We start from the raw sequence: 26,127 nt of genomic DNA on the forward strand, positions 1-26,127 counted from the left end.
GTTGGTTCAGGGCGCGTCGCCACAAGACGCGCCCTTTTTTCTTGCGTCTCTCCCAGACAATTCAATTACTTAAGCGTTCTCGTTGATGAATCACATCAGAAATTTTTCGATCATCGCCCACATCGACCATGGCAAATCAACGCTGGCCGACCGCTTGATTCAGCGCTGCGGAGGGCTTGAAGAGCGTGAGATGGAGGCGCAGGTGCTCGATTCGATGGATATCGAAAAAGAGCGTGGGATAACCATCAAGGCACAGACCGCCGCGCTGCAATACAAGGCCAAGGACGGGCAGATCTACAACCTGAATCTGATCGATACCCCGGGCCACGTGGACTTTTCTTATGAGGTGAGTCGGTCCTTGTCAGCCTGTGAAGGCGCGCTGCTGGTGGTGGATGCCTCGCAGGGTGTCGAGGCCCAGACCGTGGCCAATTGCTACACCGCGCTCGACCTGGGTGTCGAGGTGCTGCCCGTGCTCAACAAGATGGATTTGCCACAGGCTGATCCCGAGAACGCCAAGGCTGAAGTCGAGGATGTGATTGGCATTGATGCCACCGATGCCATTCCTTGCTCGGCCAAGACAGGCATGGGCATTGACGAGATTCTTGAAGCCATCGTCGCCAAGATCCCGGCCCCCAAGGGCAACCCGAACGCGCCCCTGCGGGCCATGATCGTCGACAGCTGGTTTGACAGCTATGTCGGCGTGGTGATGCTGGTGCGTGTGGTCGATGGTCGTCTGGGGCGTGGCGAGCGCTTCAAGATGATGGCCACGGGCACGGTTTACAACGCCGACAACCTGGGGGTGTTCACGCCCGCCAACCTGCCGCGCGAGTCGCTTGAGGCCGGTGAGGTGGGGTACATCATCGCCGGCATCAAGGAGTTGCAGGCTGCCAAGGTCGGCGACACCATCACGCTCGAAAAGAAATTGCCCAACAACCTTGGCCCGGCCTCCGAAGCGCTGCCAGGTTTCAAGGAAATCCAGCCGCAGGTGTTTGCAGGTCTGTACCCGACCGAGGCCAACCAGTACGACTCTCTGCGCGACAGTCTGGAGAAGCTCAAGCTCAACGACGCCTCATTGCAATTTGAGCCCGAGGTGTCACAGGCGCTGGGTTTTGGTTTCCGTTGCGGCTTTCTGGGCCTGTTGCACATGGAGATCGTGCAGGAGCGTCTGGAACGCGAGTTCGATCAGGATCTGATCACCACCGCGCCCAGCGTGGTCTACGAGGTGGTGAAGGGCGATGGCGAGGTCATCATGGTGGAGAACCCTGCCAAGATGCCTGACCAAGCTCGCATTCAGGAGATCCGCGAGCCCATCGTGACGGTGCACCTGTACATGCCACAAGACTATGTCGGTGCCGTGATGACGCTGGCCAATCAGAAGCGTGGCGTGCAGATGAACATGGCCTACCACGGTCGCCAGGTGATGTTGACCTACGAACTGCCGCTCGGCGAAATCGTGCTCGACTTCTTCGACAAGCTCAAGTCGGTCAGTCGCGGCTACGCTTCGATGGACTATGAGTTCAAAGAGTACCGGGCCTCTGACGTGGTCAAGGTGGACATCTTGCTCAATGGCGAAAAGGTCGACGCCTTGTCCATCATCGTGCACCGCAGCCAGTCCCAATATCGAGGCCGGGCGGTCGCAGCCAAAATGCGTGAAATCATCAGCCGGCAGATGTTCGACGTGGCCATCCAGGCCGCCATTGGTGCCAACATCATTGCCCGCGAATCCATCAAGGCCCTGCGCAAGAACGTGCTGGCCAAGTGCTACGGCGGTGACGTCAGCCGCAAACGCAAACTTCTCGAGAAACAAAAGGCGGGTAAAAAGCGCATGAAACAGATCGGTTCGGTCGAGGTGCCACAAGAGGCGTTCCTGGCCATTCTGCAGGTGGAGGATTGATGATGAATGCCATGTCAACGGTCACGGCCATCATCCTGGCCGGCTTTGCGGCCTACATCGGGGCCTGGTACCTGAACATCGGTGGCATCGAAGGCAACTTTGCGCTGCTGCTGTTCCTGGCCACGCTGGTCACCGGTGCGTACTGGTTGGCGGAGCGCCTGTACTTTCTGCCACGCCGGCGCCAGGCTGTGGTGGCTGTGGAAGCGGCTCAAATCCAGCGCCGCGAGGAACTCACCCGCATGGGCATCAAGCAGGTCGATGGCGATGTCGAAGACACCAAGAGCCGCTTGCTGATGCAACCCTGGTGGCTCGATTGGACCGCCGGCCTGTTCCCGGTGATCGCGGCGGTCTTCGTTTTGCGGTCTTTTCTGTTTGAGCCGTTCAAGATCCCGTCGGGCTCGATGATTCCGACTTTGCTGGTGGGTGACCTGATCCTGGTGAACAAGTTCACCTACGGCGTCCGCTTGCCGGTGATCAACAAAAAAATCACCGATGGCACCCCACCGCAGCGGGGCGATGTGATGGTGTTCCGCTACCCTCCCAAGCCGAGCCTGGACTACATCAAGCGTGTTGTCGGCGTGCCCGGCGATGAAGTGGCCTACCTCAACAAGCGCCTGACCATCAACGGCAAGCCCCTTGAGACGACAGCCGTCCCTGATTTCTTCGACGAAGATGCCGTGCGCTACTTCAAGCAGTTCGAGGAAGCCTTGGGTGACCGGCCTCACCGTCTGCTCAACGACCCGGACCGTCCTGCCTTTGTGCCAGGCGTGGAAGACTTTCCGTTCAAGGCCAACTGCCACTACACCGTTGAAGGTGTGACCTGCAAGGTGCCTGAAGGCCATTACTTCATGATGGGCGACAATCGCGATAATTCGCTCGACTCACGGTATTGGGGCTTTGTGCCTGATGCCAACATCGTCGGCAAGGCCGTGTTTGTCTGGATGAACTTCGGCAATCTGAAGCGCATCGGGCCATTCCATTGAGTCGGGCGCAGGTGTGCATGCACCGTTTCCGGGGCACAGGAGGGGTTTAAATATGAAAAGACGCATGTCAATTGGCCGCTCGTCACAGCGCGGCATGTCGTTCATCACCTTGGTTCTGATGGCAGCGCTGATCGTGTCTGTTCTGGTCGTGGGCGCTCAAGTGGTTCCCACGGGCATTGAATATGTCGCGGCCAAGCGGGCCATTGACCGGGCCAAGTCGGGCGACACGGTGGCAGAAATCCAGCAGGCGTTTGATCGCTCTGCGGCCATCGACGACATCACATCGATCACGGGCAAAGACCTCGACATTCGGAAGAACGGCGACAAAATCATTGTCTCCTTCGCCTATGTCCGTGAAATTCATCTCATCGGGCCAGCTTATCTGGTCATGAAATACAGCGCGCAGACCAACTAGGTGGACCCTCGACTTCAAACCCTGCAGCAGAAGCTGCAACACACATTTGCGGACCCGAAGCTGTTTCAGCGGGCGGTGACCCACCGCAGTTTTTCCGCTGACCACAACGAGCGTCTTGAATTCCTGGGCGACTCCGTGCTCAACCTGGCGGTGTCCAGCCTGCTGTACCGGCGCCTGGGCACCTTGACCGAGGGCGATCTGTCCCGCACCCGGGCCAATCTGGTCAAGCAAGACACCCTGCACCAACTGGCGCTGGACCTTGATCTGCCCGGCGTGCTTCGCCTGGGTGAGGGGGAGTCGCGCTCTGGAGGACAGAAGCGCCCCTCCATCCTGGCCGATGCCGTAGAGGCCCTGATCGGCGCGGTGTTCCTCGACGCTGGTTATGGCTCGGCTGAGGCCTTGGTGCATCGGCTTTACCAGGCCGTGGAGATCAACCCTCAGATGCAAGCCATGGGCAAGGACGCCAAGACGGGCTTGCAGGAGTGGTTGCAGGCTCGCAAAATGAAAGTGCCGTCCTACCGCGTGGTGCTCACCACCGGGGTGGCGCATCGCCAGACCTTTGATGTCGAGTGTGAAATTCCCGAACTGGGCCTGACCGAGCGAGGCATCGGCGGCTCCCGGCGTGCCGGCGAGCAGGCCGCCGCAGCAGCGATGCTGCTCACCCTGAAAGCGAAATACAAATGAACGACGCTACAAAGCCTGTAGCCGGCACGAATGCCGACCTCGAAGCCATGCTGGCCGCGGCCAAGCCAGGCGCAGCCCCAGTGACCGCTGCTGATGTGGTGGCTGGCGCCGCCCCGATCGAAGGTCAGCGCTGCGGTGTGATCGCCATCGTGGGCAAGCCCAACGTCGGCAAGTCCACACTGCTCAACGCCTTGATCGGGCAGAAGATCAGCATCACCTCGCGCAAGGCTCAGACCACGCGTCACCGCATCACCGGCATCCGCACCCTGGGTCAGACCCAATACGTGTTTGTGGACACCCCCGGCTTCCAGACGCGTCACAGCACGGCGCTCAACAAATCGCTCAACAAGACCGTGATGGGTGCCATCGGTGATGTGGACTTGGTGCTGTTCGTGGTTGAGGCGGGTAATTTCACGTTGGCCGACGCCAAAGTGCTGTCCTTGCTCAAGCCGGGCATCCCGGCCCTGTTGGTGGCCAACAAGCTCGACACCGTGAACCGCCGCGCCGAACTGGCCCCTTGGCTCAAGGGCATGCAGGAGCGCCACCCCTTCAATGAGTTTGTGCCCATGTCGGCCAAGAACAAGGGCGACATCGAACGCTTGTTTGGCATCTGTGAGAAATACCTGCCCGAACAGGCCTGGTTCTATGGCGCCGATGAGCTGACCGACCGCAGCGAGAAGTTCCTGGCCTCCGAAACGGTGCGTGAAAAGCTGTTCCGCTTCACCGGTGACGAGTTGCCTTACACCTCCACCGTGGTCATCGACAAGTTCGACGAAGAAAAAAGCAAGACCCATAACCGCATGCTGCGCATCTCGGCCACCATCGTGGTCGAGCGCGACGGCCACAAGGCCATGGTGATCGGTGACAAGGGCGAGCGCCTCAAGCGCATTGGTACCGAAGCCCGTCAGGAGCTTGAGAAGCTCATGGATGCCAAGGTGTTCCTGGAGTTGTGGGTCAAGGTCCGTTCGGGTTGGGCTGACGATGAAGCCCGTGTGCGCAGCTTCGGCTACGAGTAAGCGACCTCGCCGTGGCGCCCCCGAAGCGCATTGCGGACGAACCCGCCTTCGTTCTGCACCGCTACGACTGGAGTGAGTCCAGCCTGATCCTTGAGGTCATGACCCGGCACCACGGCCGCCAGGCCTTGGTGGCCAAGGGTGCCAAGAAGCCCACCTCCAATTTCCGGCCCGTGCTGTTGCCGCTGCAGCCACTGCGCCTGGGCTACAGCCTGACACCGGATCCGCAGGCCGAAATCCACACCCTCAAAGCGGCTGATTGGGTGGGCGGGCACATCATGCCCACCGGCGATGCCTTGTTGTTAGGCTACTACCTCAACGAGCTGTTGATGCGTCTGCTGGCGCGTGACGACCCGCATCCGGGCCTGTTCGATGCCTATGCCGCGGTGGTGCGTGTGCTGGCCAGTGAACATGGCGATGCCTTGCAGCCCGTGCTGCGGGCGTTTGAGCTGGTGCTGCTGCGCGACCTGGGCCTGCTGCCTGCGCTGGACCAGCAAACCGCTACGCTGGCCCCCTTGAGCGCCCAAAGGCTTTACGTGCTGGTGGCCGAGGGGGGGCTGCGCGAAGCCGGACCTCAGGAGCGTGGCGGTCTGCCCGGTGCCTGGTGGATCGGACTGCAGCGGGCCCTCGATGAGCCCGCGCCACTGGCGGCCACCTTGCGCGCCAGCGCAGATGGCACGGCCGAGCTCAAGCACCAACTGCGGGCCTTGCTCCACTACCATTGCGGTTCGCGCACCTTGCGCACCCGGCAACTCATGATCGACCTGCAAAACCTATGAACGCTGCGACCTCCTCCCTGCATCCGCTCACCGCCCTGTCGGTCAACCTCAACAAGGTGGCACTGGTGCGCAACACCCGACACCTGGGCATCCCCAGCGTCACCCGGGCGGCAACGCTTTGTTTGCAGGCCGGTGCAGCCGGCATCACCGTGCACCCCCGTCCTGATGAGCGCCACATCCGCGCGGATGATGTGGGCGACTTGGCGGCCTTGCTCAAGCAGTGGCCGGCGGCAGAGTTCAACATCGAAGGCAATCCCTTCCACAACCTGATGGACTCTGTGCGCCAGTTCCGGCCGCACCAGGCCACGTTTGTGCCCGATACCGAAGGTCAGTTCACCAGCGACCATGGCTGGAGCTTTCCTCAGGATGCCGGCCGCCTCAAACCGCTGATTGACGAAGCCCACGCCCTCGGCGTTCGGGTCAGCTTGTTCATGGACCCGATTCCGGAAGCCATGGCGGCCGCACGCGCCCTTGGCGCGGACCGTGTCGAGCTCTACACCGAGACCTGGGCGCGTGCCCATGGCACCCCTGATGAAGCCCGCGTGCTGGCGCAGTTTGCCGACACGGCGAAGGCTGCACTGGCGGTTGGCCTGGGGCTCAATGCCGGCCACGATCTGTCCCGAGACAACCTCAGTGCCTTTCTGCGGGGCGTGCCTGGCGTGTTGGAGGTCTCGATCGGACACGCCTTGATCGCCGATGCCCTGGAGCTGGGCTACGAGGCCACGGTGCGTGATTACCTGCGCTGCATCGTGGCGGCCCAGCCAGCCTGAGTCGCGGGTCTTGTCATGATCTACGGCATCGGTACCGACATTTGCGACGTCCGTCGCATCCAGGCCAGCCTGGCCCAGCATGGCGATCGCTTTGCCGAGCGTGTGCTGGCGCCCGCCGAGCTGCAAACCTGGCGTGAACGCACTGAACGCTGGCCTGAGCGTGGTGTTCGCTACCTGGCCACCCGTTTCTCGGCCAAGGAGGCCTTCAGCAAGGCCGTGGGCATGGGCATGCGCATGCCCATGACCTGGCGTTCCTGCGAGATTGCCAAGCTGCCCAGTGGGCAGCCGGTGATCGTGCTGCACGGCGAACTCAAGACCTGGTTTGAAGCCCGCGGGCTGCGTGCCCATGTCACCGTGACCGATGAGACCGATTACGCCGCCAGCTTTGTGGTGGTGGAGCACACCGCACCTGGCGCCGCCACTGCGGCCTGAACCCGATTTCTTTTTCTGTTTCCCGTTGGAAGACCCCGCACCATGTCCGACCATGCCCCTCTGATTCTCGACGTCGCCGGCACCGAACTCAGCGCCGCGGACCGCCGCCGCCTGGCCCACCCGTTGACCGGCGGCGTGATCCTGTTTTCACGCAACTGGCAAAACCGGTCTCAGTTGCTGGCGCTCACCAGTGCCATCAAGGCGGTGCGCGACGACTTGCTGATCTGCGTGGATCACGAAGGGGGGCGTGTGCAGCGTTTCCGCTCGGATGGTTTCACCCACTTGCCGCCCATGCGCGCCTTGGGTGATCTGTGGATGAAGGACGGCAAGGGTGGTCCGGGCAGCGGTGCGCTGGCCGCCACCAACGCTGCCACCGCGGTGGGCTATGTGCTGGGCAGCGAGTTGCGGGCCTGTGGCGTCGATTTCAGCTTCACCCCGGTGCTGGACCTGGATTGGGGCGAGAGTGGCGTGATCGGTGACCGGGCTTTCCATCGTGATCCGCGTGTGGTGGCCCTGCTGGCCAAAAGCCTGATGCACGGCCTGCTGCAGGCGGGCATGGCCAATTGCGGCAAGCACTTCCCCGGCCATGGCTTCGTCAAGGCGGATTCACACACCGAGATCCCGGTGGACAAGCGCAGCCTCAAGGCCATCCTGGCCGACGATGCTGCACCTTACCCCTGGTTGTCGAGCACGCTCACCAGCGTCATGCCGGCCCATGTGATCTACCCCAAGGTGGATCGCCGCCCGGCGGGCTTTTCCAGCCGCTGGCTACAGGAGATCCTGCGCCGTCAACTGGGCTTTGATGGGGCGATCTTCAGCGACGACCTCAGCATGGCTGGTGCCCGGCTGTTGGATGGCCGGGAGGTGAGTTACACCGAGGCGGGTGCGGCCGCCCTGAACGCGGGCTGCGATCTGGTGTTGTTGTGCAACCAAAGCCTGGGCGATGGCAGTGCGGTCGACGGTTTGCTGGACGGCCTGACTGCGGCGCGGGCTGCTGGCCTCTGGCACCCCAGCCAGGACAGTGAGTCGCGCCGACTGGCCTTGCTGCCCGAGACCCTGCCGCAGGCCTGGGATGAGCTGATGCTGCAGCCGGCCTATCTGAACGCGCTGGCATTGTTGCCCTGAAGGGCGCGCTGTCAGGGCCGCACGTCTGCTGCCCTGAGGCTGTGCGGGGCACGCTCAGCTTTGCAGGTGCTCCACCGTGTCCATCTGGAACTCGAAGCTGAAGAAGCGGTTGCGGCCCTGGGCCTTGGCCGCATAAAGTGCCTCGTCTGCCCGCATCAGCATGCCTTCCGGGCTGGTGGACTCGTCGGGCAGGCAGGTGGTGATACCGCCCGATATCGTCACCCAGGGTTCGGTGGGTGAGTCGGGGTGCGCCAGCTTCAGGCCCCGCAGCATCTTGGCGCAGGCCCGGGCAAAGGTCATGGCTCCCGATTTAGGGGTGTCGGGTAGGATCAGGGCGAATTCTTCGCCACCGTAGCGAGCCGCCACATCTGAGGGCCGCTTGCAGATCGTGCTGAGCATGCCCGAGATCTTCTGCAGGCACTGGTCGCCCTCGACATGCCCCAGGCGGTCGTTGTAGAGCTTGAAGTGGTCAATGTCGCACAGCATCAAGGTCAGGGGTTTGCTGTCGCGCCGGGCCTGCCGGATCTCGGCGTAAAGCAGCCTGTCCAGGCCGCGGCGGTTCACCAGGCCGGTGAGCGGATCGCGCTCGACCAGTTCGTTGAGCTTCTGATTGGCGAGGTTCAGTTCTTCTGTCACTGCCACCAGGCGGCGCTGCATCCCCAGCAGGCGTTGCATGGCCCGCAGCTTGGCAGCCAGCACGGTGGAGGTCACCGGCTTGATCAGGTAGTCATCGCCGCCCGCCTCGATGCCTCGCCAAAGGTCCTCGTCGCGGTCCATGCCCGATAGAAAGATGATGGGTGTCCAGTTGCCCGGCTCGCTGTCGCGGATCTTCTGGGCGGTCCAGTAACCATCATGGCCGGGCATGCGGATGTCGAGCAGCACCAGATCAGGGCGCTTGGTGGCAAATACTTCCAGTGCTTCCTCGGCAGAGCCGGCCTGCCACACGGTTTGTACGCCCACTTGTCTGAGCTCCAGCGCCAGCGCCAAGCGAATGGCCTCCTGATCGTCGACCACCAGAACCGTGAAGGGGCTTCCGTAAGAAAGAGGCATGTTGGGTCTCACTTCAGGCATTCGATCTAGGGCCCCATGCTAAGGGGCTTTTGGGTCACTTGAACTGTCGAATCCGGCATTTCTCCCTGGTTTGACCGTCTTGACCTACCAAGGGAGGGCTTTCCCTCCCCCCACTGTCACGCCTCGCGGCGCAGTGCCGGGAACAGGATCACGTCGCGGATGCTGGGGCTGTCGGTGAGCAGCATCATGAAACGGTCGATGCCGATGCCGCAGCCGCCGGTAGGGGGCAGGCCGTATTCGAGGGCTCGCACAAAGTCGTGGTCGAAGAACATGGCTTCGTCATCGCCACCGTCTTTGGCGGCCACCTGGGCGTGGAAGCGTGCGGCCTGGTCTTCGGCATCGTTGAGCTCGGAGAAACCATTGCCGAACTCACGGCCGGTGATGTACAGCTCGAAGCGCTCGGTCACTTCGGGGCGCTGGTCATTGGCACGGGCCAGGGGCGAGATCTCGGTCGGGTGTTCCATGATGAAGGTCGGCTGCCACAGCTTCTCTTCGACGGTTTCCTCGAACAGCAGGACCTGCAGGCTGGCCACGCTGCGGCCGCTGAGCTTGTTTTTTTCTTCCGACAGGCCGATCTTCTTCAGGCTCTGGATCAGCCAGGCCGCGTCGTCCACCTGGGCGTCGGGGGTGTGCTTGAGGATGGCCTCACGGATGGTCAGGCGTTCGAAGGGCTGGGCCAGGTCCACGGCCTTGCCCTGGTAGGTCAGTTGCAGGGTGCCAACGGACTTCTGGGCGGCGTCGCGGATCAGGGCTTCAGTGAAGCTCATCAGGTCCTGGTAGTTCCAGTAGGCCGCATAGAACTCCATCATCGTGAACTCGGGGTTGTGGCGCACCGAGATGCCTTCATTGCGGAAGTTGCGGTTGATCTCGAAGACGCGCTCGAACCCACCTACGATCAGGCGTTTGAGGTAAAGCTCGGGCGCGATGCGCAGGTACATCTCCTGGTCGAGCGCGTTGTGGTGCGTCACGAAGGGCTTGGCGTTGGCGCCACCCGGGATCGGGTGCAGCATGGGGGTTTCAACTTCCAGAAAGCCGTGCTGCACCATGAATTCACGGAGTCCGCTCACTGCCTTGCTGCGGGCCGCGAAGCGCTTGCGGGCATGCTCGTCGGTGATCAGGTCCACGTAACGCTGGCGGTACTTCTGCTCTTGGTCGCTCATGCCATGGAACTTGTCGGGCAGCGGGCGCAGGCTCTTGGTCAGCAGGCGCAACTGGGTCACATGGATCGACAGTTCGCCAGTCTTGGTCTTGAACAGGGTGCCCACGGCGCCCACGATGTCGCCCAGATCCCAGTGCTTGAAGGCCCCGTAATGCGCTTCGCCAAGGGCATCGCGGGTCACATAAAGCTGAATGCGGCCGGTGGCGTCCTGCACCGTGGCAAAGCTGGCCTTGCCCATGACGCGCTTGAGCATCATGCGGCCTGCCACGCTGACGGTCACGGGGCGGGCGGTCAGGTCTTCGGCCTCGGAGTGGCCGTAGGCCGCATGCAGGGCATCGGCATGGTGTTCGGGCTTGAAGTCGTTCGGGAAGGCCACACCTTCACCGCGGGCCTGGGCTTCGCGCAGGGCTTTGAGCTTTTCGCGGCGTTCTGCGATCAGCTGGTTGTCGTCCTGGGCGGGGGTGGCGTGCGCGGTGTGTTGGTTTTCAGACATGGAATGCGTTCGTTGAACGGGTCAAATGGGGGTCTCTAAGGACCAAACCGCGTATTTTAGTTTTTTGCCGGTGCCTTGGTACAGATCGAAGCGGATTCGATGCGTTCGCAGCGATGGATCCAGCGCTTGTGCGCATGGCTTGCAGGGCTGCAGCCAGGTCACCGCTGTGCTGCGTTGATAATCCGCTGGGTGCGGCATTGCACGTCTTCAAAGGTTCTGCTCCGATCATGCTTTATCAAATCGCTTCACTTTTGTTGGATGTGGTGGCCGGCCTGTTCGGCGGCGCCTGTTTGTTGCGCTGGTACATGCAACTGCAACGCGTGCCCTTCGGCAATCCGGTGGGGCGGATGGTGTTTGCCTTGTCCGATTGGTTGGTGCTGCCTTTGCGCCGGGTGGTGCCGCCGATCGGGCGCTGGGATGTGTCCAGCCTGCTGGGCGCCTGGTTGATCGAGTTGCTGCAATTTTTGCTGCTGTGGGCTTTGCTGGGCGGTCATGCCAGCTTGGTCAGTCTGCCGGTGCTGGCGGTGTTCGGCATGCTCAAGCTGGCCCTCACGGGCATGACGGGGCTGGTCATCGTGTTTGCCATCCTGTCCTGGGTGCAGTCGCCCAACCCCATGTTCCATGTGCTGCAGCGCCTGTGTGACCCTTTGCTGACCCCGTTCCGGCGCGTGATTCCGTTGGTCGGCGGGGTGGATCTGGCGCCACTGGCCTTGCTGGTGGCGCTGCACATTGGCAACCTGGTGCTGGGGTATGTGCAGGCGTCGGTGTTGATGGGCTTCTGATCGGGTTCTGAGTCAGCGCAGCCACTGCAAGGCCAGGCCGGCCATCAGGGCCGCCCCGACCACGGTCATCACGCCCACTTTGTAGCGGATCAGGGCGGCCAGCGCCGCCAGCCCAATCACTGCGGCAGGCCATTCAAACGGCCCCTGCCAGCCAGCGGGCCACAGCACATGCCAGGCAAAAAACAGCGCCAGGTTGAGGATCACGCCCACCACGGCGGCCGTGATGCCCGTCAGCGGCGCCGTGAAATGCAGCTTGCCATGGGTGGATTCGATGAAAGGCCCTCCCAGGAAGATGAACACAAAGGAGGGCAGAAAGGTGAAGAAGGTCACCACGGCTGCACCGGCCATGCCGGCCGCCAGCAGGGCCTCAGGCCCGTACAGCGATTGCCCCCAGCCGCCCACAAAACCCACAAAGGACACCACCATGATCAGGGGGCCCGGTGTGCTTTCACCCAGGGCCAGGCCGTCCATCATCTGGGTGGCATTCAGCCAGTGGAAGTGCTCGACCGCCCCCTGGTAGACGTAGGGCAGCACGGCATAGGCACCGCCAAAGGTCAGCAGGGCGGCCTTGGTGAAGAACCAGGCCATCTGTGTGAGTGGGCCGTCCCAGCCTTGCAGGGCCACGAGGCTGCCCAGTGCCAGGGCCCACAAGCCGAGGCCTGCCAGCAGCACCCGTGCGAAGCCACCCCAGCTGAAGCGCGCGTGGGCCGGGGTGGGGGTGTCATCATCGATCAGGGCGGGGGCGTGCCGGGCTTGATGGGCGCTGGCATGGCCGCCCCCCAGGCTGAAGGCGGCCGGTGCCCAGCGGCCACCGAGGTACCCGATCCCGGCAGCGCCCAGGACGATCAGCGGGAACGGCAGGTTCAGGGCAAAAATGGCCACGAAGGCCGCCAGCGCGATCAGGCGCAGAGGGGTGTTCTTGAGGGCGCGCCCCCCGATGCGGTGGGCCGCCGCCAGCACGATGGCGGTCACTGCAGGCTTGACGCCATACAGGGCGGCGGCCACGGCCGGCGTGCTGCCAAAGCGCATGTACAACCACGACAAGCCCATCAGCAGCAGCAGCGAGGGCAGCACGAACAGCCCCCCCGCCACCAAACCGCCCCAGCGCCGGTGCAGCAGCCAGCCGATGTAGGTGGCCAGTTGCTGGGCTTCGGGCCCGGGCAGCAGCATGCAGTAATTGAGGGCGTGCAAAAAGCGCTGCTCTGAAATCCAGCGCCGGCGTTCCACCAGCTCCTCGTGCATCATCGCGATCTGCCCGGCTGGCCCGCCGAAGCTGATGCAGCCCAGCTTGAACCAGTAACGCAGGGCCTGCCAGAAGGTGGGGGCGATGGGTGAGGTGGGCGGGGTGGATGATTCCATGGGCTGGGCCTGACAAAGCAAAAGGCCTTTGAAAAGGCCTTTTGACGGAGATGTGAGGGGAGGGGCTCAGAGCACGGCGTCGGCCGGCTGGCGCTGCAACATGGCCAGTGCGCTGGCCACGGTCTTGCGCAGTTCCCGGCGGTCGCAGATGAAATCGACGGCTCCCTTGGACTGCAGGAACTCGGCCCGCTGGAAGCCCTCGGGCAGCGTCACCCGCACGGTGGACTCGATCACGCGAGGGCCGGCAAAGCCGATCAGGGCCTTGGGTTCGGCAATCACGATGTCCCCCACAAAGGCGAAGCCAGCGCTGACGCCACCCATGGTCGGGTCGGTCAGCACGCTGATGTAGGGCAGGCCCTTCTTGGCCAGGCGGGTCAGGGCCGCATTGGTCTTGGCCATCTGCATCAGGGACAGCAGGCCCTCTTGCATGCGCGCACCACCAGTGGCTGTGAAGCACAGGAAGGGCACTTTTTGCTCGATGGCGGTCTCGACACCGCGCACAAAGCGCTCGCCGACCACCGAGCCCATGCTGCCGCCCATGAAGTCGAATTCAAAGCAGGCCGCGACCAGGTTGATGCTGTGCACCGAGCCGCCGATCACCACCAGGGCGTCGGTTTCGCCGGTGTTCTCAAGCGCCTCTTTCAGGCGCTCGGGGTACTTGCGGCTGTCCTTGAACTTGAGGGCGTCGACCGGGATCACCTCCTGGCCGATCTCGTAACGGCCCTCGGCATCGAGGAAGGCATTGAGCCGGGCCCGGGCGCCGATGCGGTGGTGGTGACCGCAGGTGGGGCAGACGTTCTGGTTGTGTTCCAGATCGGTCTTGTACAGCACCGATTCACAGCTGGGGCACTTGATCCACAGCCCTTCGGGCACGCTGCGGCGCTCGCTGGGGTTGGTCTGTTGGATTTTGGCCGGTAGCAGTTTTTCGAGCCAGCTCATGCGTTTCTCCTTGATGCCAGGGGCTTGTTCAGGCCTGGCTTTGGTTCAGTGCTGATCGGACGCCGGCGAGGAAGCTGCTGCACTGGGCAATGGCTTCTTCTCGAGGCAGGTCTTCGATCAGCTGGATGATCTTGCTGCCGATGACCACGGCATCGGCAACGCGGGACACCGCGACAGCGGTCTGGGCATCACGGATGCCAAAGCCCACGCCAACCGGGATTTTGACATGCTTGCGGATCTTGGGCAGCGCAGCCTCCACCGCATCGGTGTCCAGGTGGCCTGCGCCCGTCACGCCTTTGAGCGACACGTAGTACACATAGCCCGTGGCCACTTCGGCGACTTGCTGGATGCGTTCATCGGTGCTGGTCGGGGCCAACAGGAAGATCAGGTCCAGGCCGGCCTCCTTGAGGCGACTGGCAAAGTCGCGGCATTCTTCGGGCGGGTAGTCGACGATCAGCACGCCATCGACACCGGCGGCCGCAGCGTCGCGGATGAAGGCGTTGTCGCCGTGCTTCTGGTCGTAGCGCTCGACCGGGTTGGCATAGCCCATCAGCACGACGGGCGTGCGGTTGTCGCGTTCGCGGAAGGCTTTGACCATGGCCAGCACCTGGGCCGTGCCGATGCCGAAGGTCAGGGCCTTTTCGCCGGCACGCTGGATCACCGGGCCATCAGCCATCGGGTCCGAGAACGGAACCCCCAGCTCGATGATGTCGGCCCCGGCGGCTGCCATGGCGTGCATCAGGTCGGGGGTGATGTCGGCTTGCGGAAACCCGGCCGTCACGTAGGGGATGAGGGCCTTTCGACCTTGGGCTTTCAGGGCCTGGAGGGTTGCTTCGATTCGGCTCATTTCACCACCTGCATGACTTGTTCGGCGCCTTTGACGGATTGGCCGCGGCAGCTGGGGCGGCAGAAAAACTCGGCCTGGCTCAGGTCGGCCACGGTGCCGATGTCCTTGTCGCCTCGGCCCGACAGGTTGACCAGGATGGATTGGTCGGAACGCATGGTCTTGGCCAGTTTCATGGCATAGGCCACGGCATGGCTGGACTCCAGAGCCGGGATGATCCCCTCGGTGCGGCACAGGTAATGGAAGGCGTCAAGCGCCTCGCGGTCGGTGATGCCCACGTACTCGGCCCGGCCGATGTCCTTCAGGTAGGCATGCTCGGGGCCCACGCCGGGGTAGTCCAGACCGGCACTCACGCTGTGGGTTTCGGTGATCTGGCCGTTGTCGTCCTGGAGGATGTAGGTCCGGTTGCCGTGCAGCACGCCCGGGCTGCCTTTTTGCAGTGAGGCCGAGTGCTTGCCGCTGTCCAGGCCTTCGCCCGCGGCCTCGACCCCGATCAGCCGGGTTTTTTCATGCGGGATGTAGGGGTAGAAGATGCCCATGGCATTGCTGCCGCCCCCCACGCAGGCCACCACGGCGTCGGGCTGTTCCGAGGCCATGTTCAGGTGCCTGAACAGCTGGGGCATCTGGGTGAGGCATTCCTCGCCGATCACGCTCTGGAAGTCGCGCACCATGGCCGGGTAGGGCGCCGGGCCGGCCACCGTGCCGATGATGTAGAAGGTGTTTTCGACGTTGGTGACCCAGTCGCGCATGGCTTCATTGAGCGCGTCTTTCAGGGTCTTGCTGCCGGACTCGACCGGCACCACCTTGGCACCCAGCAGGTGCATGCGGTACACGTTGGGGCTTTGGCGCTTGACGTCTTCACTGCCCATGTACACCACGCATTCCAGTCCATAGCGGGCGCAGATGGTGGCTGTGGCCACGCCGTGCTGGCCGGCACCGGTCTCGGCAATCACGCGGGGCTTGCCCATGCGTTTGGCCAGCATGGCTTGGCCGATGGTGTTGTTGACCTTGTGGGCCCCGGTGTGGTTCAGGTCTTCTCGCTTGAGAAAGATCTGAGCGCCACCCATTTCGCGGCTCATGCGGGCGGCATGGTAAACCGGCGAAGGGCGACCCACAAAGTGGGCCAGCTCATAGCGGAATTCGGCCTGGAAATCCGGGTCGTGCTGGTATCTGGCGTAGGCCTCGCGCAGCTCGGTCAGTGCATGGGTGAGGGTTTCACTGGCAAAACTGCCGCCATAGGGGCCGAAATGGCCGGAGGCATCAGGTTGGTGGTACTCGAACATGTTGAAAACTCTTTGCAAGTTGTTCGTCGGCGGCGCGCACGGCGGCGACGAACTGGAAGATCTTCTCGGGTGACTTGATGCCCTTGGACACCTCGACACCCGAACTCACATCAACGGCCAGCGTGGGGCAACGCGGGCGCACTTGCAAAATGCCATCGGTCACGTTTGCAGGCGTGAGTCCACCAGACAAAACGAGGTGAGAGCTGACGTTTGGTGGAAGAAGTGACCAATTGAATGTTTTGCCGCTGCCACCGTAGCCGTCGACATGGGCGTCTAGCAGGATGGCACTGGCTTCTGAGTAATCTGCTGCGTATTTTACGAGGTCGAAGGCCTGGGCTTCAGGTCCGAGCGGAATTCGCGCCGCTTTGACCCATGTGCGACCGGCGGGGCCCGCCGCAGCGAGGCAGTCTGCCTGGCTTTCATCGCCATGGAACTGCAACAGAGCACCTGGGATCTGGGCGCAGGCTGTTTGCACGTCGGTGGCACTCGCATTGACGAACAGCAGCACTGGCGTCACGAAAGGCGGCAGTCTGCGTGCCAGTTCGGCCGCACGTGCGGGGTTCACGAAACGTGGGCTGGGGGGGTAAAGCACAAAACCGACCGCGTCGGCACCCGCGGCCACCACGGCATCCAGGTCTTCTTCGCGGGTGATGCCGCAGATCTTGATTCGGGTGCGGTGCGAGGGGAGGGCAATCGTCTTCATGGCAGCCAATCATAGGCTGGAGTGCGCTCGGGCAAGCCCCATTGCGGCCCATAGATGGGTCCCGCGAAGTAGAGGCCATCGGGCGAGAAGGTGGGGGCCGCTGCATCCCGTGAGCGGGCTGCCAGCACCTGGGCCATCCACTCCGGGGGCTTGAGACCCTGGCCGATCATGAGCAGGCAACCCATGATGTTGCGGATCATGTGGTGCAGAAAGGCATTTCCTTCAAACTCGAAACGCCAGTAACAGGGCTCGAAACTGTGGCGGGTGTCGGTGCTGCCATCTTCGAGTGCGCGAGCGGGTCGGCGGTGGATGTGGATGTGGTGCAGCGTCTTGATGGGCGTCAGCGCCTGGCAGGCAGATGCCCTGAAGGAACTGAAGTCATGCTCACCCACCAGCAACTGCGCGGCCTTGTCCATCGCGGCGTGGTCGAGTTTGCGGAACACCCAGCCCACGGCGCCGGCCTCCAGGCTGGGCCGCACCGGCGACTGCAGCACCACGTAGACATAGCGGCGCCGCAGTGCACAGGCCCGCGAGTGGAAGCTTTGCGGCACATGGCGGGCCCACTGAACGGCGATGTCCGAAGGCAGGAAGGTGTTCGTGCCACGCACCCAGGAGAAGTCGGGGCGGTCGGCATGCGTGTCGAAATGCACCACCTGCATCAGACCGTGCACACCCGCATCCGTGCGACCGGCGCACAGCGTGACGATGGGGGCGTCAACGAAGCGAGCCAGTGCTTTTTCCAGTGCGTCTTGTACGGTGGGCACCGTGGGCTGGCTTTGCCAACCCGCGTAGGCACGGCCCTGGTAGCTCAAACCCAGGGCCATGCGCACGGGGGGCCTGGGTTCGGTGGGTTGCGCCTTCAAGCCAACTGGGCGAGCAAACGCTCGGCTTTGGTCTTCAGCGCGCCGGAGGCTTCGGAAATGACTTCCTCGACCAGGGCGCGAGCACCATCGGCGTCGCCAATGGCGTTGAACTCTTCGGCCAGTGCCAGTTTGGTGGCCAGGGGATCTTCGGGGTGGATGTCGAGTTCGTCATCCTCATCTTCGAAGTCCAGTGTGGGCTCGACCTGAGGGGCGGGCTCCGAAATCTCGGGCAGAGGCTCCGGCAGCGGAGTGACCTGGGTGGGCTCAGGGCTCTTTTCAAGTTCCATCGACAGCGAATCGAGGTCGAATTCAATCATGCCCGGGTCACTCGGAGCCGGCGCAAGCTCGGGCTCAACCGGGGTCAGTCGCGCCGGTTCGGTGGCATTGCTGCTGGGAAAGTCGAGTTCCTCGGTCAGGTCGATGCTGATGTCATCGGACGTTGGCAATGGCGCTTCCTCAGGTTCGAGAACGGCAGCCGGTGGTGGTTCCAGGTCCAGATTCAGGTCGCCAAACGGGTCATCCGAGGGCAGCGGGGCCGGTGCGGGCTGCGAGGGAACATCGTCCAGTGGCAGGTCCAGATCGAGGTCCAGATCGAGGTCTGGACCGAGCGGCTGCGTAGGTGCCGAGAACGGCACAGACGCGGGCCCTTCTCTGGGGGCCGGTGCTTCTGGCAAGCCGCCATCGGTGTACAGCGGGTTGGTTGGGTCCAGCTCATGGCCCAGCTCGCGGATGCGGTCCCATTCGGGGGCTTTGCCCTGGGTGAGCTTGAAGGCCTCCAGTGCCATTGCGTTGACGGCCACCACATCGCGCCGCTTGGCATAGATTTCAACCAGCTTGGCGTGGATCGCCACACGGCTTGGGTTGATTTTCAGGGCTTCCTTGAGAATTTCCTCGGCTTGCAGGTCCCGGCCATAGGCCAGGTACACATCGGCTTCGGCCACGGGGTCAACGTCGCCAGCGTCGAGCTGGCTGGGCGAGTAGGCCATGGACGACGAGCCATTGGTCGAATCATTGGTGTCAATGCGTTGACCACCGCTGGCGCCAAAGAACGAATCGGGCTGCAGCTTGCTCTCCAGGAAGGAGCTGTCCACGTGGTTGGATCGCCGACGCTTCACGTATCGGTAGGCGACCAGGCCTGCCAGCAGGGCCAGGATGCCGCCGCCCGCGGCAGGGATCAGCGGATCGTCACCAAGGAAGCTGAGCAGGCCGGCCTCTTCTTGGGGTGCCGGCACGACGGGGGGCGCCGCAGGTTTGGGCGGGGCGGGTGGGGGCGCCTTGGGCGCTTCGGGCGCTTCGGGCGGCACGGCGGGCGCGGGCGCAGGAACTGATGGCGCAGTGACCGCCGGTGTTGCGGGGGTCGATGGGGCTTCTGCTGCTGGTGCTGGTGCTGGTGCGGCGGCACTTACCTTGTTCAGATCGGCCAGATTCTTGTTCAGCTCGGCGGTCCGTTCGGCCTGCGCCTTGGCTTGTTTTTCTTCGGCAACCTTTTGTTCTGCGGCGGCGTCGGCCTTCTTCGCTTCCAGCGCACCCTTGGACAGGGTGAGTTTGTCCGGGGCCGCGGTGGCTGGCTTCTTTTCTTCGACCTGGGTCTGCACCTGCCCGCTGGCACTGCGCTCAGCTGCGGCCACCTTCACGTGAGGGGCCTGATCTGCCAGCTTGCGACGGAAATCATTGAAGTCGCGGCTTTGCGCCTGGATGATCTGGCGGGCTTCGGCTGCTGGCACCGAGGCGGCGCTGGCGTTGTCAGGCAAGGCCAGCACAGCGCCGGCTTTGATGCGATTCACGTTGCCACGCAGGAAGGCCTCGGGGTTGGCTCGCATCAGGGCGACCAGCATCTGATCGAGAGAGACCTGTGGCTGTTTGATGCTGGCGGCAATCCGTCCCGCGGTGTCGCCCTGCTTCACGGTCAGGGTGTCTCCGTTGGGGGCCGCTGCTGGGGCTGGCGCCTGCTTGGCCACCACCGCGGGTGAGACCGGCCGACTGGGGGCCGCCGGGGCGGGTGCTGGTTGGGGTGCCAGCACCACGGGCGGTGCCGACCGGATGGATGGGCTCGCAGATGGGCTGGCCACTGAGGCCTGTGCCGGATTGATCGGGCTGGGCGCGGCCTGGCGCGCTGCTGGGGGGTCAAACAGCAGGGTGTAGTCGCGCACGATGCGACCCGATGCCCAATTGGCCTCCAGAATCAGATCCAGAAAGGGGTCATTGATGACGCGGTCGCTCTTGATTTGCAGAAAAGCACGCCCGTCAGCCCGGCGTACCACGTCGATGTTCATGCCCGAGATGGCGGGGTTGTACTCAAAGCCGGCCGCTCTGAAGGCCGACGAGTTGGCTGGGGTGGCCTTGAGGCTTTCGAATTCAGTGCTGGTGATGTCGGGCAGTTCGATGTCGGCGCGCAAGGGTTCGCCGAGGGCCGACTGAACCGTCAGCTTGCCCAGTGTCAGTGCCTGGGCTTCAACCCCCCACAGTCCTGCCGAGCAGACCAACAGGGCTGCCAGGGCCGTGCATTGCCAACGATTCTTGCGTGCGGGGTTCTTCATGCCTTGGTGCTCGGGAGCAGGTTGCATGGCAAATCTTTTTTCAACATTTGTAACTTGTCCCGAACTCAAATAGTGAAAAAGCACCATAGCATCAAGGCCTTATGCTGACAAGCTGACGTGCCTTGGAAGCTTGCGGCACGCTTTGAGGCCTGCTGAACGAGCCGTTTGGACGTTGCCAATTGACAACGTCCGAACGGTTTCGTTTAGTTACCTTTGTAAATGATCACGCGTCCAGCAGGATGCGCAGCATGCGGCGCAACGGTTCCGCCGCACCCCACAGCAACTGGTCGCCGATGGTGAAGGCGCCCACGTATTCCGGTCCCATGGCGAGCTTGCGCACGCGGCCCACGGGAATCGTCAGGGTGCCGGTCACGGCCACGGGCGTCAGGTCCTTGATGGTGGCTTCGCGGGTGTTGGGAACCACCTTGGCCCAGGGGTTGTCAGCGGCGATCATGGCTTCGATGTCAGCCACTGGCACATCCTTCTTGAGCTTGAAGGTCAAGGCCTGGCTGTGGCAGCGCATGGCGCCCACGCGCACGCAGAAACCGTCGACCGGGATGGCGGGGGCGCTGAAGCCTTCGCCGATGCCCAGGATCTTGTTGGTTTCGGCCATGCCCTTCCATTCTTCGCGGCTGACGCCGTTGCCCAGGTCCTTGTCGATCCAGGGGATCAGGCTGCCGCCCAGGGGCACGCCGAAGTTGGCGGTTTCGGTGTCGCTCAGGCTGCGCTGCTTGGCGATGACCTTGCGGTCGATTTCCAGGATGGCGCTCTTGGGGTCATCCAGCAGGTTGCGCACTTCGGCGTTCAGGGTGCCGAACTGGGTCAGCAGTTCACGCATGTGCTGAGCACCGCCGCCCGATGCGGCCTGGTAGGTCTGGGTGGACATCCACTCCACCAGGCCCGCCTTGTACAGTGCGCCCACGCCCATGAGCATGCAACTGACCGTGCAGTTGCCGCCCACCCAGTTGTTGCCGCCCTTGGCGAGCGCGCTCTGGATCACGGGCAGGTTCACCGGGTCCAGGATGATGACGGCATCATCCTTCATGCGCAGGGTGGACGCGGCGTCAATCCAGTGGCCGTTCCAGCCGGCGGCGCGCAGCTTCGGGAACACTTCGGTGGTGTAGTCGCCGCCTTGTGCGGTGATGATGATGTCGCAGCGCTTGAGGGCTGCGATGTCGTAGGCGTCTTGCAGAACGGTTTCGTTCTTGGCTTGCGCGGGGGCCTTGCCACCGGCATTCGACGTCGAGAAGAAAACGGGTTCGATCAGGCCGAAGTCGCCTTCAGCCGTCATGCGGTCGATCAGCACCGAGCCGACCATTCCGCGCCAACCCACCAAACCTACAAGATTACCTACCTTCATCACATTGCCCTTTCAGAAAAATGAAATCTTCTTCACCCCGGCTCGTCGGGCCGGGGAGGGCGTGACGAACCGGGCTACTGCTTAGCCTTTAATGGTCGTCTTGGTAATGGCGGCCACCACGGCATCACCCATCTCGCGGGTGCTGACCTTGGTGGTGCCTTCCGAGTAGATGTCAACGGTTCTGAGGCCAGCAGCCAGCACCGATTGCACCGCGGACTCGATTCGGTCGGCGGCTTCGGCTTGGTTGAGGGAGAAGCGGAGCATCATGGCAGCGGACAGTATTGTAGCCAAAGGATTGGCAATGCCCTTGCCCGCGATGTCGGGGGCGCTGCCGTGGCTGGGTTCGTACAGGCCCTGGTTACTCGAATTCAGGCTGGCCGAGGGCAGCATGCCGATGGAGCCGGTCAACATCGCGGCTTCGTCGGACAGGATGTCGCCGAACATGTTGCCGGTCACCACCACGTCGAATTTCTTCGGCGCCTTGACCAGTTGCATGGCGGCGTTGTCGACGTACATGTGGTCCAGTTCCACGTCGGGGTACTGCTGGCCCACCTCGATCATGATGTCCTTCCAGAACTGGAAGGTCTCGAGCACGTTAGCCTTGTCCACGCTGGTCACGCGCTTGCTGCGCTTGCGGGCTGCCTGGAAGGCGACGTGGGCAATGCGTTCCACCTCAGGTCGCGAGTAGCGCATGGTGTCGAAGGCCTCTTCGGCGCCAGGGAAGTGGCCATCCACGGCGGTGCGGCGGCCCCGGGGCTGGCCGAAGTAGATGTCACCCGTCAGTTCACGAATGATCAGGATGTCCAGGCCGGCGATCAGCTCGGGCTTGAGGCTGGAGGCGCCAACCAGCTGCTCATAGCAGATGGCGGGGCGGAAGTTGGCAAACAGGCCCAGGTTCTTGCGCAGGCCCAGGATGGCTTGTTCGGGGCGCAGCGGGCGGTCGAGCTTGTCGTATTTCCAGTCACCGACAGCACCAAACAGGATGGCGTCGGCTTCTTTGGCCAGCTTCAGGGTCGATTCGGGCAGCGGATGGCCGTGGGCTTCGTAGGCGGCGCCGCCGACCAGGGCGGTCTCGGTTTCGAACTTCAGGTCGAGAACATTCAGGACCTTGACGGCCTCGGCGACGATTTCGGTGCCAATGCCGTCACCCGGCAGGATTGCGATTTTCATGGGATGGATCAGGTGAGGCCGACCCGATGGGGCGGCCTGGGTTGAAGTGGACGTGAGGTGGTCAGCCGACCATGGTCTGGGCCAGCCAGGGCTTCTGGGCCAGGCGTTCGGCCTCGTACAGCCGGATCTTGTCGGCATGACGCAGGGTCAGGCCGATGTCGTCCAGGCCGTTGAGCAGGCAGTACTTGCGGAAGGCGTTGACCTCGAAGGGGATCTCTTCGCCTTGCGGGCGCACGATGACCTGGCGATCCAGATCAATGGTGAGTTGGTAGCCCGGGAAAGCCAGCACTTCGTCGAACAGTTGGGCCACGGTGCTTTCGGGCAGCACGATGGGCAGCAGGCCATTCTTGAAGCTGTTGTTGAAGAAGATGTCGGCAAAGCTGGGCGCAATGATGGCGCGGAAGCCGAACTGGTCCAGAGCCCAGGGGGCGTGTTCGCGTGAGGAGCCGCAGCCGAAATTCTTGCGCGCCAGCAGCACGGACGCGCCGGCAAAGCGGGGCTGGTTCAGCACGAAGTCAGGGTTGGGCTTGCGGCTGGCGGGGTCCTGGCCGGGTTCGCCGTGGTCCAGGTAGCGCCATTCGTCAAACAGGTTGGGGCCGAAGCCGGTCTTGCGGATCGATTTCAGGAACTGCTTGGGGATGATCGCGTCGGTGTCGACGTTCTCGCGGTCCATCGGGGCCACGATGCCCTTGTGTACGGTGAATTTTTGCATGATGAGTCAGGGCCTTGTGGCTTATTTCTTGGCCGCGTTTTCGATCGCCGAGCCGGCTTTCTGGACGTCTTCGCCCAGGCCCTTGACGGTGTTGCAGCCCATCAGGGCGACCAGGGCGGACAGGGTCAGGAAGGTGGTGATGCGGTTCATGGCAAGGGTCTCCTTCGGGGTCAGGCGAATTGACGGATGTCGACGAAATGACCGTGCACGGCGGCGGCGGCGGCCATGGCCGGGCTCACCAGGTGGGTACGGCCACCGGCGCCTTGACGGCCTTCGAAGTTGCGGTTGCTGGTGGAGGCGCAGCGCTCGCCGGGTTCGAGGCGGTCGGCGTTCATGGCCAGGCACATCGAGCAGCCGGGCTCGCGCCATTCAAAGCCAGCGGCCTTGAAGATTTGGTCGAGGCCTTCGCGCTCGGCCTGTTCCTTCACCAGGCCAGAACCTGGCACGACCATGGCCACCTTGATGTTCTTGGCCACTTTCTGGCCGAGCTTTTTCACCACGGCAGCGGCTTCGCGCATGTCTTCGATGCGGCTGTTGGTGCAGGAGCCGATGAACACCTTGTCGACAAAGATGTCATTGATGGGCTTGCCGGGCTCCAGCGCCATGTAGGTCAGGGCGCGTTCGATGGCGCCACGCTTGTTGGCGTCCTTTTCCTTGTCGGGATCCGGCACGCGGGCGTCCACGCCCAGCACCATTTCGGGCGAGGTGCCCCAGGTGACCTGCGGCACGATCTGGGCGGCATCCAGCTCGACCACGGCGTCGAACGTGGCGTCGGCGTCGGAGTGCAGGGTCTTCCAGTAGGTGATGGCGTGCTCCAGCTCGACACCCGCGGGCGCCAGCGGGCGGCCCTTGACGTATTCGATGGTTTTGTCGTCCACCGCCACCAGGCCGGCGCGCGCACCGGCTTCGATGGCCATGTTGCAGACCGTCATGCGGCCTTCCATGGACAGCGCCCGGATGGCCGAGCCGGCAAATTCGATCGTGTAGCCGGTGCCGCCGGCCGTGCCGATCCTGCCGATGATGGCCAGCACGATGTCCTTGGCCGTGACGCCCTTGGCCACGGTGCCATCGACCTTGATCAGCAGGTTTTTGGCCTTCTTGGCCAGCAGCGTCTGGGTGGCCATCACGTGTTCGACTTCGCTGGTGCCGATGCCGTGGGCGAGTGCGCCAAAGGCGCCATGGGTGGAGGTGTGCGAGTCACCGCAGACCACGGTCATGCCGGGCAGGGTGGCGCCGTTTTCCGGGCCGATCACGTGCACGATGCCCTGCCGCTTGGACATGAAGGGGAAGAAGGCGGCAGCGCCGAATTCCTTGATGTTGGTGTCCAGGGTGGTGATCTGCTCTTTGCTGATCGGGTCGGTGATGCCGTCGTAGCCCAGTTCCCAGCCGGTGGTGGGGGTGTTGTGGTCGGCGGTGGCCACGATGGAGCTCACGCGCCAGACCTTGCGGCCGGCCTCGCGCAGGCCTTCGAAGGCTTGCGGGCTGGTCACTTCGTGCACCAGATGGCGGTCGATGTAAAGCACGGCGGTGCCGTCTTCTTCGGTGTGGACGACGTGCTCGTCCCAGATCTTGTCGTAAAGGGTGCGTCCCATGGTGGTCTCTGGTCTTTCGTGAGGAGGGTGATTTTAGGCGGGCAGGGGCTCGGCGGGCAGGGCGGTGTCCGCGATGCTGGCGGCATGAGGCCGTGGCGGCGGACTGCTGGCGCGCAGGTGGTCGGCCAGCAGGCGTGCGGTCATCGGCAGGGCCTGGAAGTCGCGGGCCACGATGCGCAACTCGCGGTGGGCCCAGTCATCTTTGAGTGCCACGGCCTGCAGTTGGCCAACGCCTTGCATCAGGGCAAAGGCCCGGTCAGGCAGCACGCCCACGCCCAGGCCGTTGTCGATCATGCGGTACATGGCATCCAGCCCCGTGACCTGGATGCGCAACTTCAGTGCCCGTCCTGCGCGTGCGGCAGCCTGCTGCATGGCCAGGCTGATGCTGCTGTTGGCGTGCAGACCCACGATGTCGTGGTCAAGCACGTCGGCAAAGTGGGCGCTGTCCTGTTGGGCCAGGGGGTGGTGGTGTGGCACCACCAGCACCAGGCGGTCTTCCCGGTAGGGCAGGGTCTGCAATGGCGCACCGGTGCTGGCTTGATCGCGCACATGGCAGATGCCCAGGTCGGCAGCACCCTCGGTCACGGCCTGCATGACGTCGGGGCTCAGGTGTTCTTCGAGGTCGATCTTGATCTGCTCGTGCTCACGGGTGAAGGCGCCCAGGTCTTCGGGCAGAAACTGAACGATGGCCGAGATGTTGGCGTGGATGCGCACATGGCCGCGCACGCCGTCGGCGTATTCGCTCAACTCGCCCTGCATCTTTTCCAATCCATACAAGACGGTTCGGGCGTGGTGCAGCAGGCTCTCGCCGGCCGGGGTCAGGCGCACACCGCGGCTGTGTCGGTACAGCAATTGGGTGTCGACGGTCGCCTCCAGGTCACTCAGGCGCTTGCTGACGGCCGAGGCGGCGATGAATTCACGCTCTGCGGCTTTGCCAATGCTGCCCAGCTCGCAGACAGCCACAAACAGCTGCAGCGAGGTCAGGTCGATTCGGCGGGCAAAGTTGCGCTCGGAGCTTTTCATGGGGTGTTTTCATCTCGGATTGAGATGCGATGAGTATTTTCGTGGCTATTCTAGGGCCTTGGCATCTCTATCGGCGATGGCTTTCATCGTTGAGGGTGGGAGCTGGGTTCGCCTGGGGGCAGGCCGTGATCCCGGATTCAGG

Annotated in this window: 25 protein-coding genes; 10 read left to right on the plus strand and 15 right to left on the minus strand. The window is 63.3% G+C overall.

Features of this window, described 5'->3' with window-relative positions:
* Window positions 1–85: 85 nt before the first annotated feature.
* From lepA to nagZ, 9 genes are all read left to right on the plus strand, one after another.
* Window positions 86–1,894 carry a translation elongation factor 4 gene (gene lepA, locus AC07PT_RS07895; protein WP_492346802.1) on the plus strand — a complete coding sequence of 603 codons (1,809 nt, stop codon included), beginning with the start codon at window positions 86–88 and terminating at the stop codon, window positions 1,892–1,894.
* A 2-nt stretch (window positions 1,895–1,896) separates the two neighbouring features.
* Window positions 1,897–2,877, plus strand: coding sequence for a signal peptidase I (gene lepB / locus AC07PT_RS07900; protein WP_492346803.1), 981 nt, complete (start codon window positions 1,897–1,899; stop codon window positions 2,875–2,877).
* A gap of 64 nt (window positions 2,878–2,941) precedes the next feature.
* Window positions 2,942–3,292: a DUF4845 domain-containing protein gene (locus tag AC07PT_RS07905; protein WP_492346804.1), complete on the plus strand. Its 351-nt coding sequence runs from the start codon at window positions 2,942–2,944 to the stop codon at window positions 3,290–3,292.
* Window positions 3,293–3,976 (plus strand): ribonuclease III, encoded by a 684-nt coding sequence (gene rnc, locus AC07PT_RS07910; RefSeq protein WP_492346805.1) that lies wholly within the window; start codon window positions 3,293–3,295, stop codon window positions 3,974–3,976.
* On the plus strand, window positions 3,973–4,992 hold the full coding sequence (era, locus tag AC07PT_RS07915) for a GTPase Era (protein ID WP_492346806.1): 1,020 nt from the start codon (window positions 3,973–3,975) through the stop codon (window positions 4,990–4,992). The genes rnc and era overlap by 4 nt, the downstream gene beginning before the upstream one ends.
* An 11-nt stretch (window positions 4,993–5,003) precedes the next feature.
* Window positions 5,004–5,768: a DNA repair protein RecO gene (recO, locus tag AC07PT_RS07920; RefSeq protein WP_494656366.1), complete on the plus strand. Its 765-nt coding sequence runs from the start codon at window positions 5,004–5,006 to the stop codon at window positions 5,766–5,768.
* A complete protein-coding gene (locus AC07PT_RS07925; RefSeq protein ID WP_492346808.1) occupies window positions 5,765–6,538 on the plus strand; it encodes a pyridoxine 5'-phosphate synthase in 774 nt (257 codons plus the stop codon). The genes recO and AC07PT_RS07925 overlap by 4 nt, the downstream gene beginning before the upstream one ends.
* A 15-nt stretch (window positions 6,539–6,553) precedes the next feature.
* A complete protein-coding gene (gene acpS / locus AC07PT_RS07930) occupies window positions 6,554–6,970 on the plus strand; it encodes a holo-ACP synthase (protein WP_494656367.1) in 417 nt (138 codons plus the stop codon).
* A gap of 42 nt (window positions 6,971–7,012) precedes the next feature.
* On the plus strand, window positions 7,013–8,095 hold the full coding sequence (nagZ, locus tag AC07PT_RS07935; protein WP_492346810.1) for a beta-N-acetylhexosaminidase: 1,083 nt from the start codon (window positions 7,013–7,015) through the stop codon (window positions 8,093–8,095).
* Window positions 8,096–8,149: 54 nt separating this feature from the next.
* On the opposite strand, the gene AC07PT_RS07940 is transcribed toward nagZ, so the two are convergent.
* Window positions 8,150–9,145 (minus strand): GGDEF domain-containing response regulator, encoded by a 996-nt coding sequence (locus tag AC07PT_RS07940; RefSeq protein ID WP_492346811.1) that lies wholly within the window; start codon window positions 9,143–9,145, stop codon window positions 8,150–8,152.
* A 137-nt stretch (window positions 9,146–9,282) separates the two neighbouring features.
* Window positions 9,283–10,818 carry a lysine--tRNA ligase gene (gene lysS, locus AC07PT_RS07945; protein WP_492346812.1) on the minus strand — a complete coding sequence of 512 codons (1,536 nt, stop codon included), beginning with the start codon at window positions 10,816–10,818 and terminating at the stop codon, window positions 9,283–9,285.
* Window positions 10,819–11,045: 227 nt separating this feature from the next.
* Between lysS and AC07PT_RS07950 the strand changes: the two genes are divergently transcribed.
* Window positions 11,046–11,600 (plus strand): YggT family protein, encoded by a 555-nt coding sequence (locus AC07PT_RS07950; RefSeq protein ID WP_492346813.1) that lies wholly within the window; start codon window positions 11,046–11,048, stop codon window positions 11,598–11,600.
* Window positions 11,601–11,612: 12 nt separating this feature from the next.
* Here AC07PT_RS07950 and chrA read toward each other — a convergent pair whose 3' ends face one another.
* The 13 genes from chrA to AC07PT_RS08015 form a co-directional block, all read right to left on the minus strand.
* Window positions 11,613–12,959 carry a chromate efflux transporter gene (gene chrA, locus AC07PT_RS07955; protein WP_494656368.1) on the minus strand — a complete coding sequence of 449 codons (1,347 nt, stop codon included), beginning with the start codon at window positions 12,957–12,959 and terminating at the stop codon, window positions 11,613–11,615.
* A gap of 66 nt (window positions 12,960–13,025) precedes the next feature.
* Entirely contained in the window at window positions 13,026–13,898 is an 873-nt protein-coding gene (accD, locus tag AC07PT_RS07960) for an acetyl-CoA carboxylase, carboxyltransferase subunit beta (protein ID WP_019575003.1), read from the minus strand.
* A 28-nt stretch (window positions 13,899–13,926) separates the two neighbouring features.
* Window positions 13,927–14,745: a tryptophan synthase subunit alpha gene (trpA, locus tag AC07PT_RS07965; protein ID WP_492346815.1), complete on the minus strand. Its 819-nt coding sequence runs from the start codon at window positions 14,743–14,745 to the stop codon at window positions 13,927–13,929.
* Entirely contained in the window at window positions 14,742–16,025 is a 1,284-nt protein-coding gene (gene trpB, locus AC07PT_RS07970) for a tryptophan synthase subunit beta (RefSeq protein WP_492346816.1), read from the minus strand. The genes trpA and trpB overlap by 4 nt, the downstream gene beginning before the upstream one ends.
* Entirely contained in the window at window positions 16,003–16,728 is a 726-nt protein-coding gene (locus AC07PT_RS07975; protein WP_492346817.1) for a phosphoribosylanthranilate isomerase, read from the minus strand. Before AC07PT_RS07975 ends, trpB begins: the two co-directional genes overlap by 23 nt.
* Window positions 16,725–17,558, minus strand: a complete 834-nt coding sequence (gene truA, locus AC07PT_RS07980; RefSeq protein ID WP_494656523.1) for a tRNA pseudouridine(38-40) synthase TruA — start codon at window positions 17,556–17,558, stop codon at window positions 16,725–16,727. The genes AC07PT_RS07975 and truA overlap by 4 nt, the downstream gene beginning before the upstream one ends.
* A gap of 29 nt (window positions 17,559–17,587) precedes the next feature.
* Window positions 17,588–20,155 (minus strand): motility hub landmark protein FimV, encoded by a 2,568-nt coding sequence (locus AC07PT_RS07985; protein ID WP_494656369.1) that lies wholly within the window; start codon window positions 20,153–20,155, stop codon window positions 17,588–17,590.
* Window positions 20,156–20,351: 196 nt separating this feature from the next.
* The gene (asd, locus tag AC07PT_RS07990) at window positions 20,352–21,488 is read right to left on the minus strand and encodes an aspartate-semialdehyde dehydrogenase (RefSeq protein WP_492346819.1); all 1,137 of its coding nucleotides are present in this window, start codon (window positions 21,486–21,488) and stop codon (window positions 20,352–20,354) included.
* Window positions 21,489–21,569: 81 nt separating this feature from the next.
* Complete coding sequence (gene leuB, locus AC07PT_RS07995; protein ID WP_027475758.1) at window positions 21,570–22,658, minus strand: 3-isopropylmalate dehydrogenase; 1,089 nt, start codon at window positions 22,656–22,658, stop codon at window positions 21,570–21,572.
* Window positions 22,659–22,719: 61 nt separating this feature from the next.
* Window positions 22,720–23,370, minus strand: coding sequence for a 3-isopropylmalate dehydratase small subunit (gene leuD, locus AC07PT_RS08000; protein WP_492346820.1), 651 nt, complete (start codon window positions 23,368–23,370; stop codon window positions 22,720–22,722).
* Window positions 23,371–23,391: 21 nt separating this feature from the next.
* Window positions 23,392–23,520 carry an entericidin A/B family lipoprotein gene (locus AC07PT_RS08005; RefSeq protein ID WP_019574995.1) on the minus strand — a complete coding sequence of 43 codons (129 nt, stop codon included), beginning with the start codon at window positions 23,518–23,520 and terminating at the stop codon, window positions 23,392–23,394.
* Window positions 23,521–23,540: 20 nt separating this feature from the next.
* Entirely contained in the window at window positions 23,541–24,962 is a 1,422-nt protein-coding gene (gene leuC / locus AC07PT_RS08010; RefSeq protein WP_492346821.1) for a 3-isopropylmalate dehydratase large subunit, read from the minus strand.
* A gap of 33 nt (window positions 24,963–24,995) precedes the next feature.
* Entirely contained in the window at window positions 24,996–25,985 is a 990-nt protein-coding gene (locus AC07PT_RS08015; protein ID WP_492346822.1) for a LysR family transcriptional regulator, read from the minus strand.
* Window positions 25,986–26,127: the final 142 nt, after the last annotated feature.

The organism is Curvibacter sp. GW821-FHT09D12 (genome assembly GCF_059416245.1).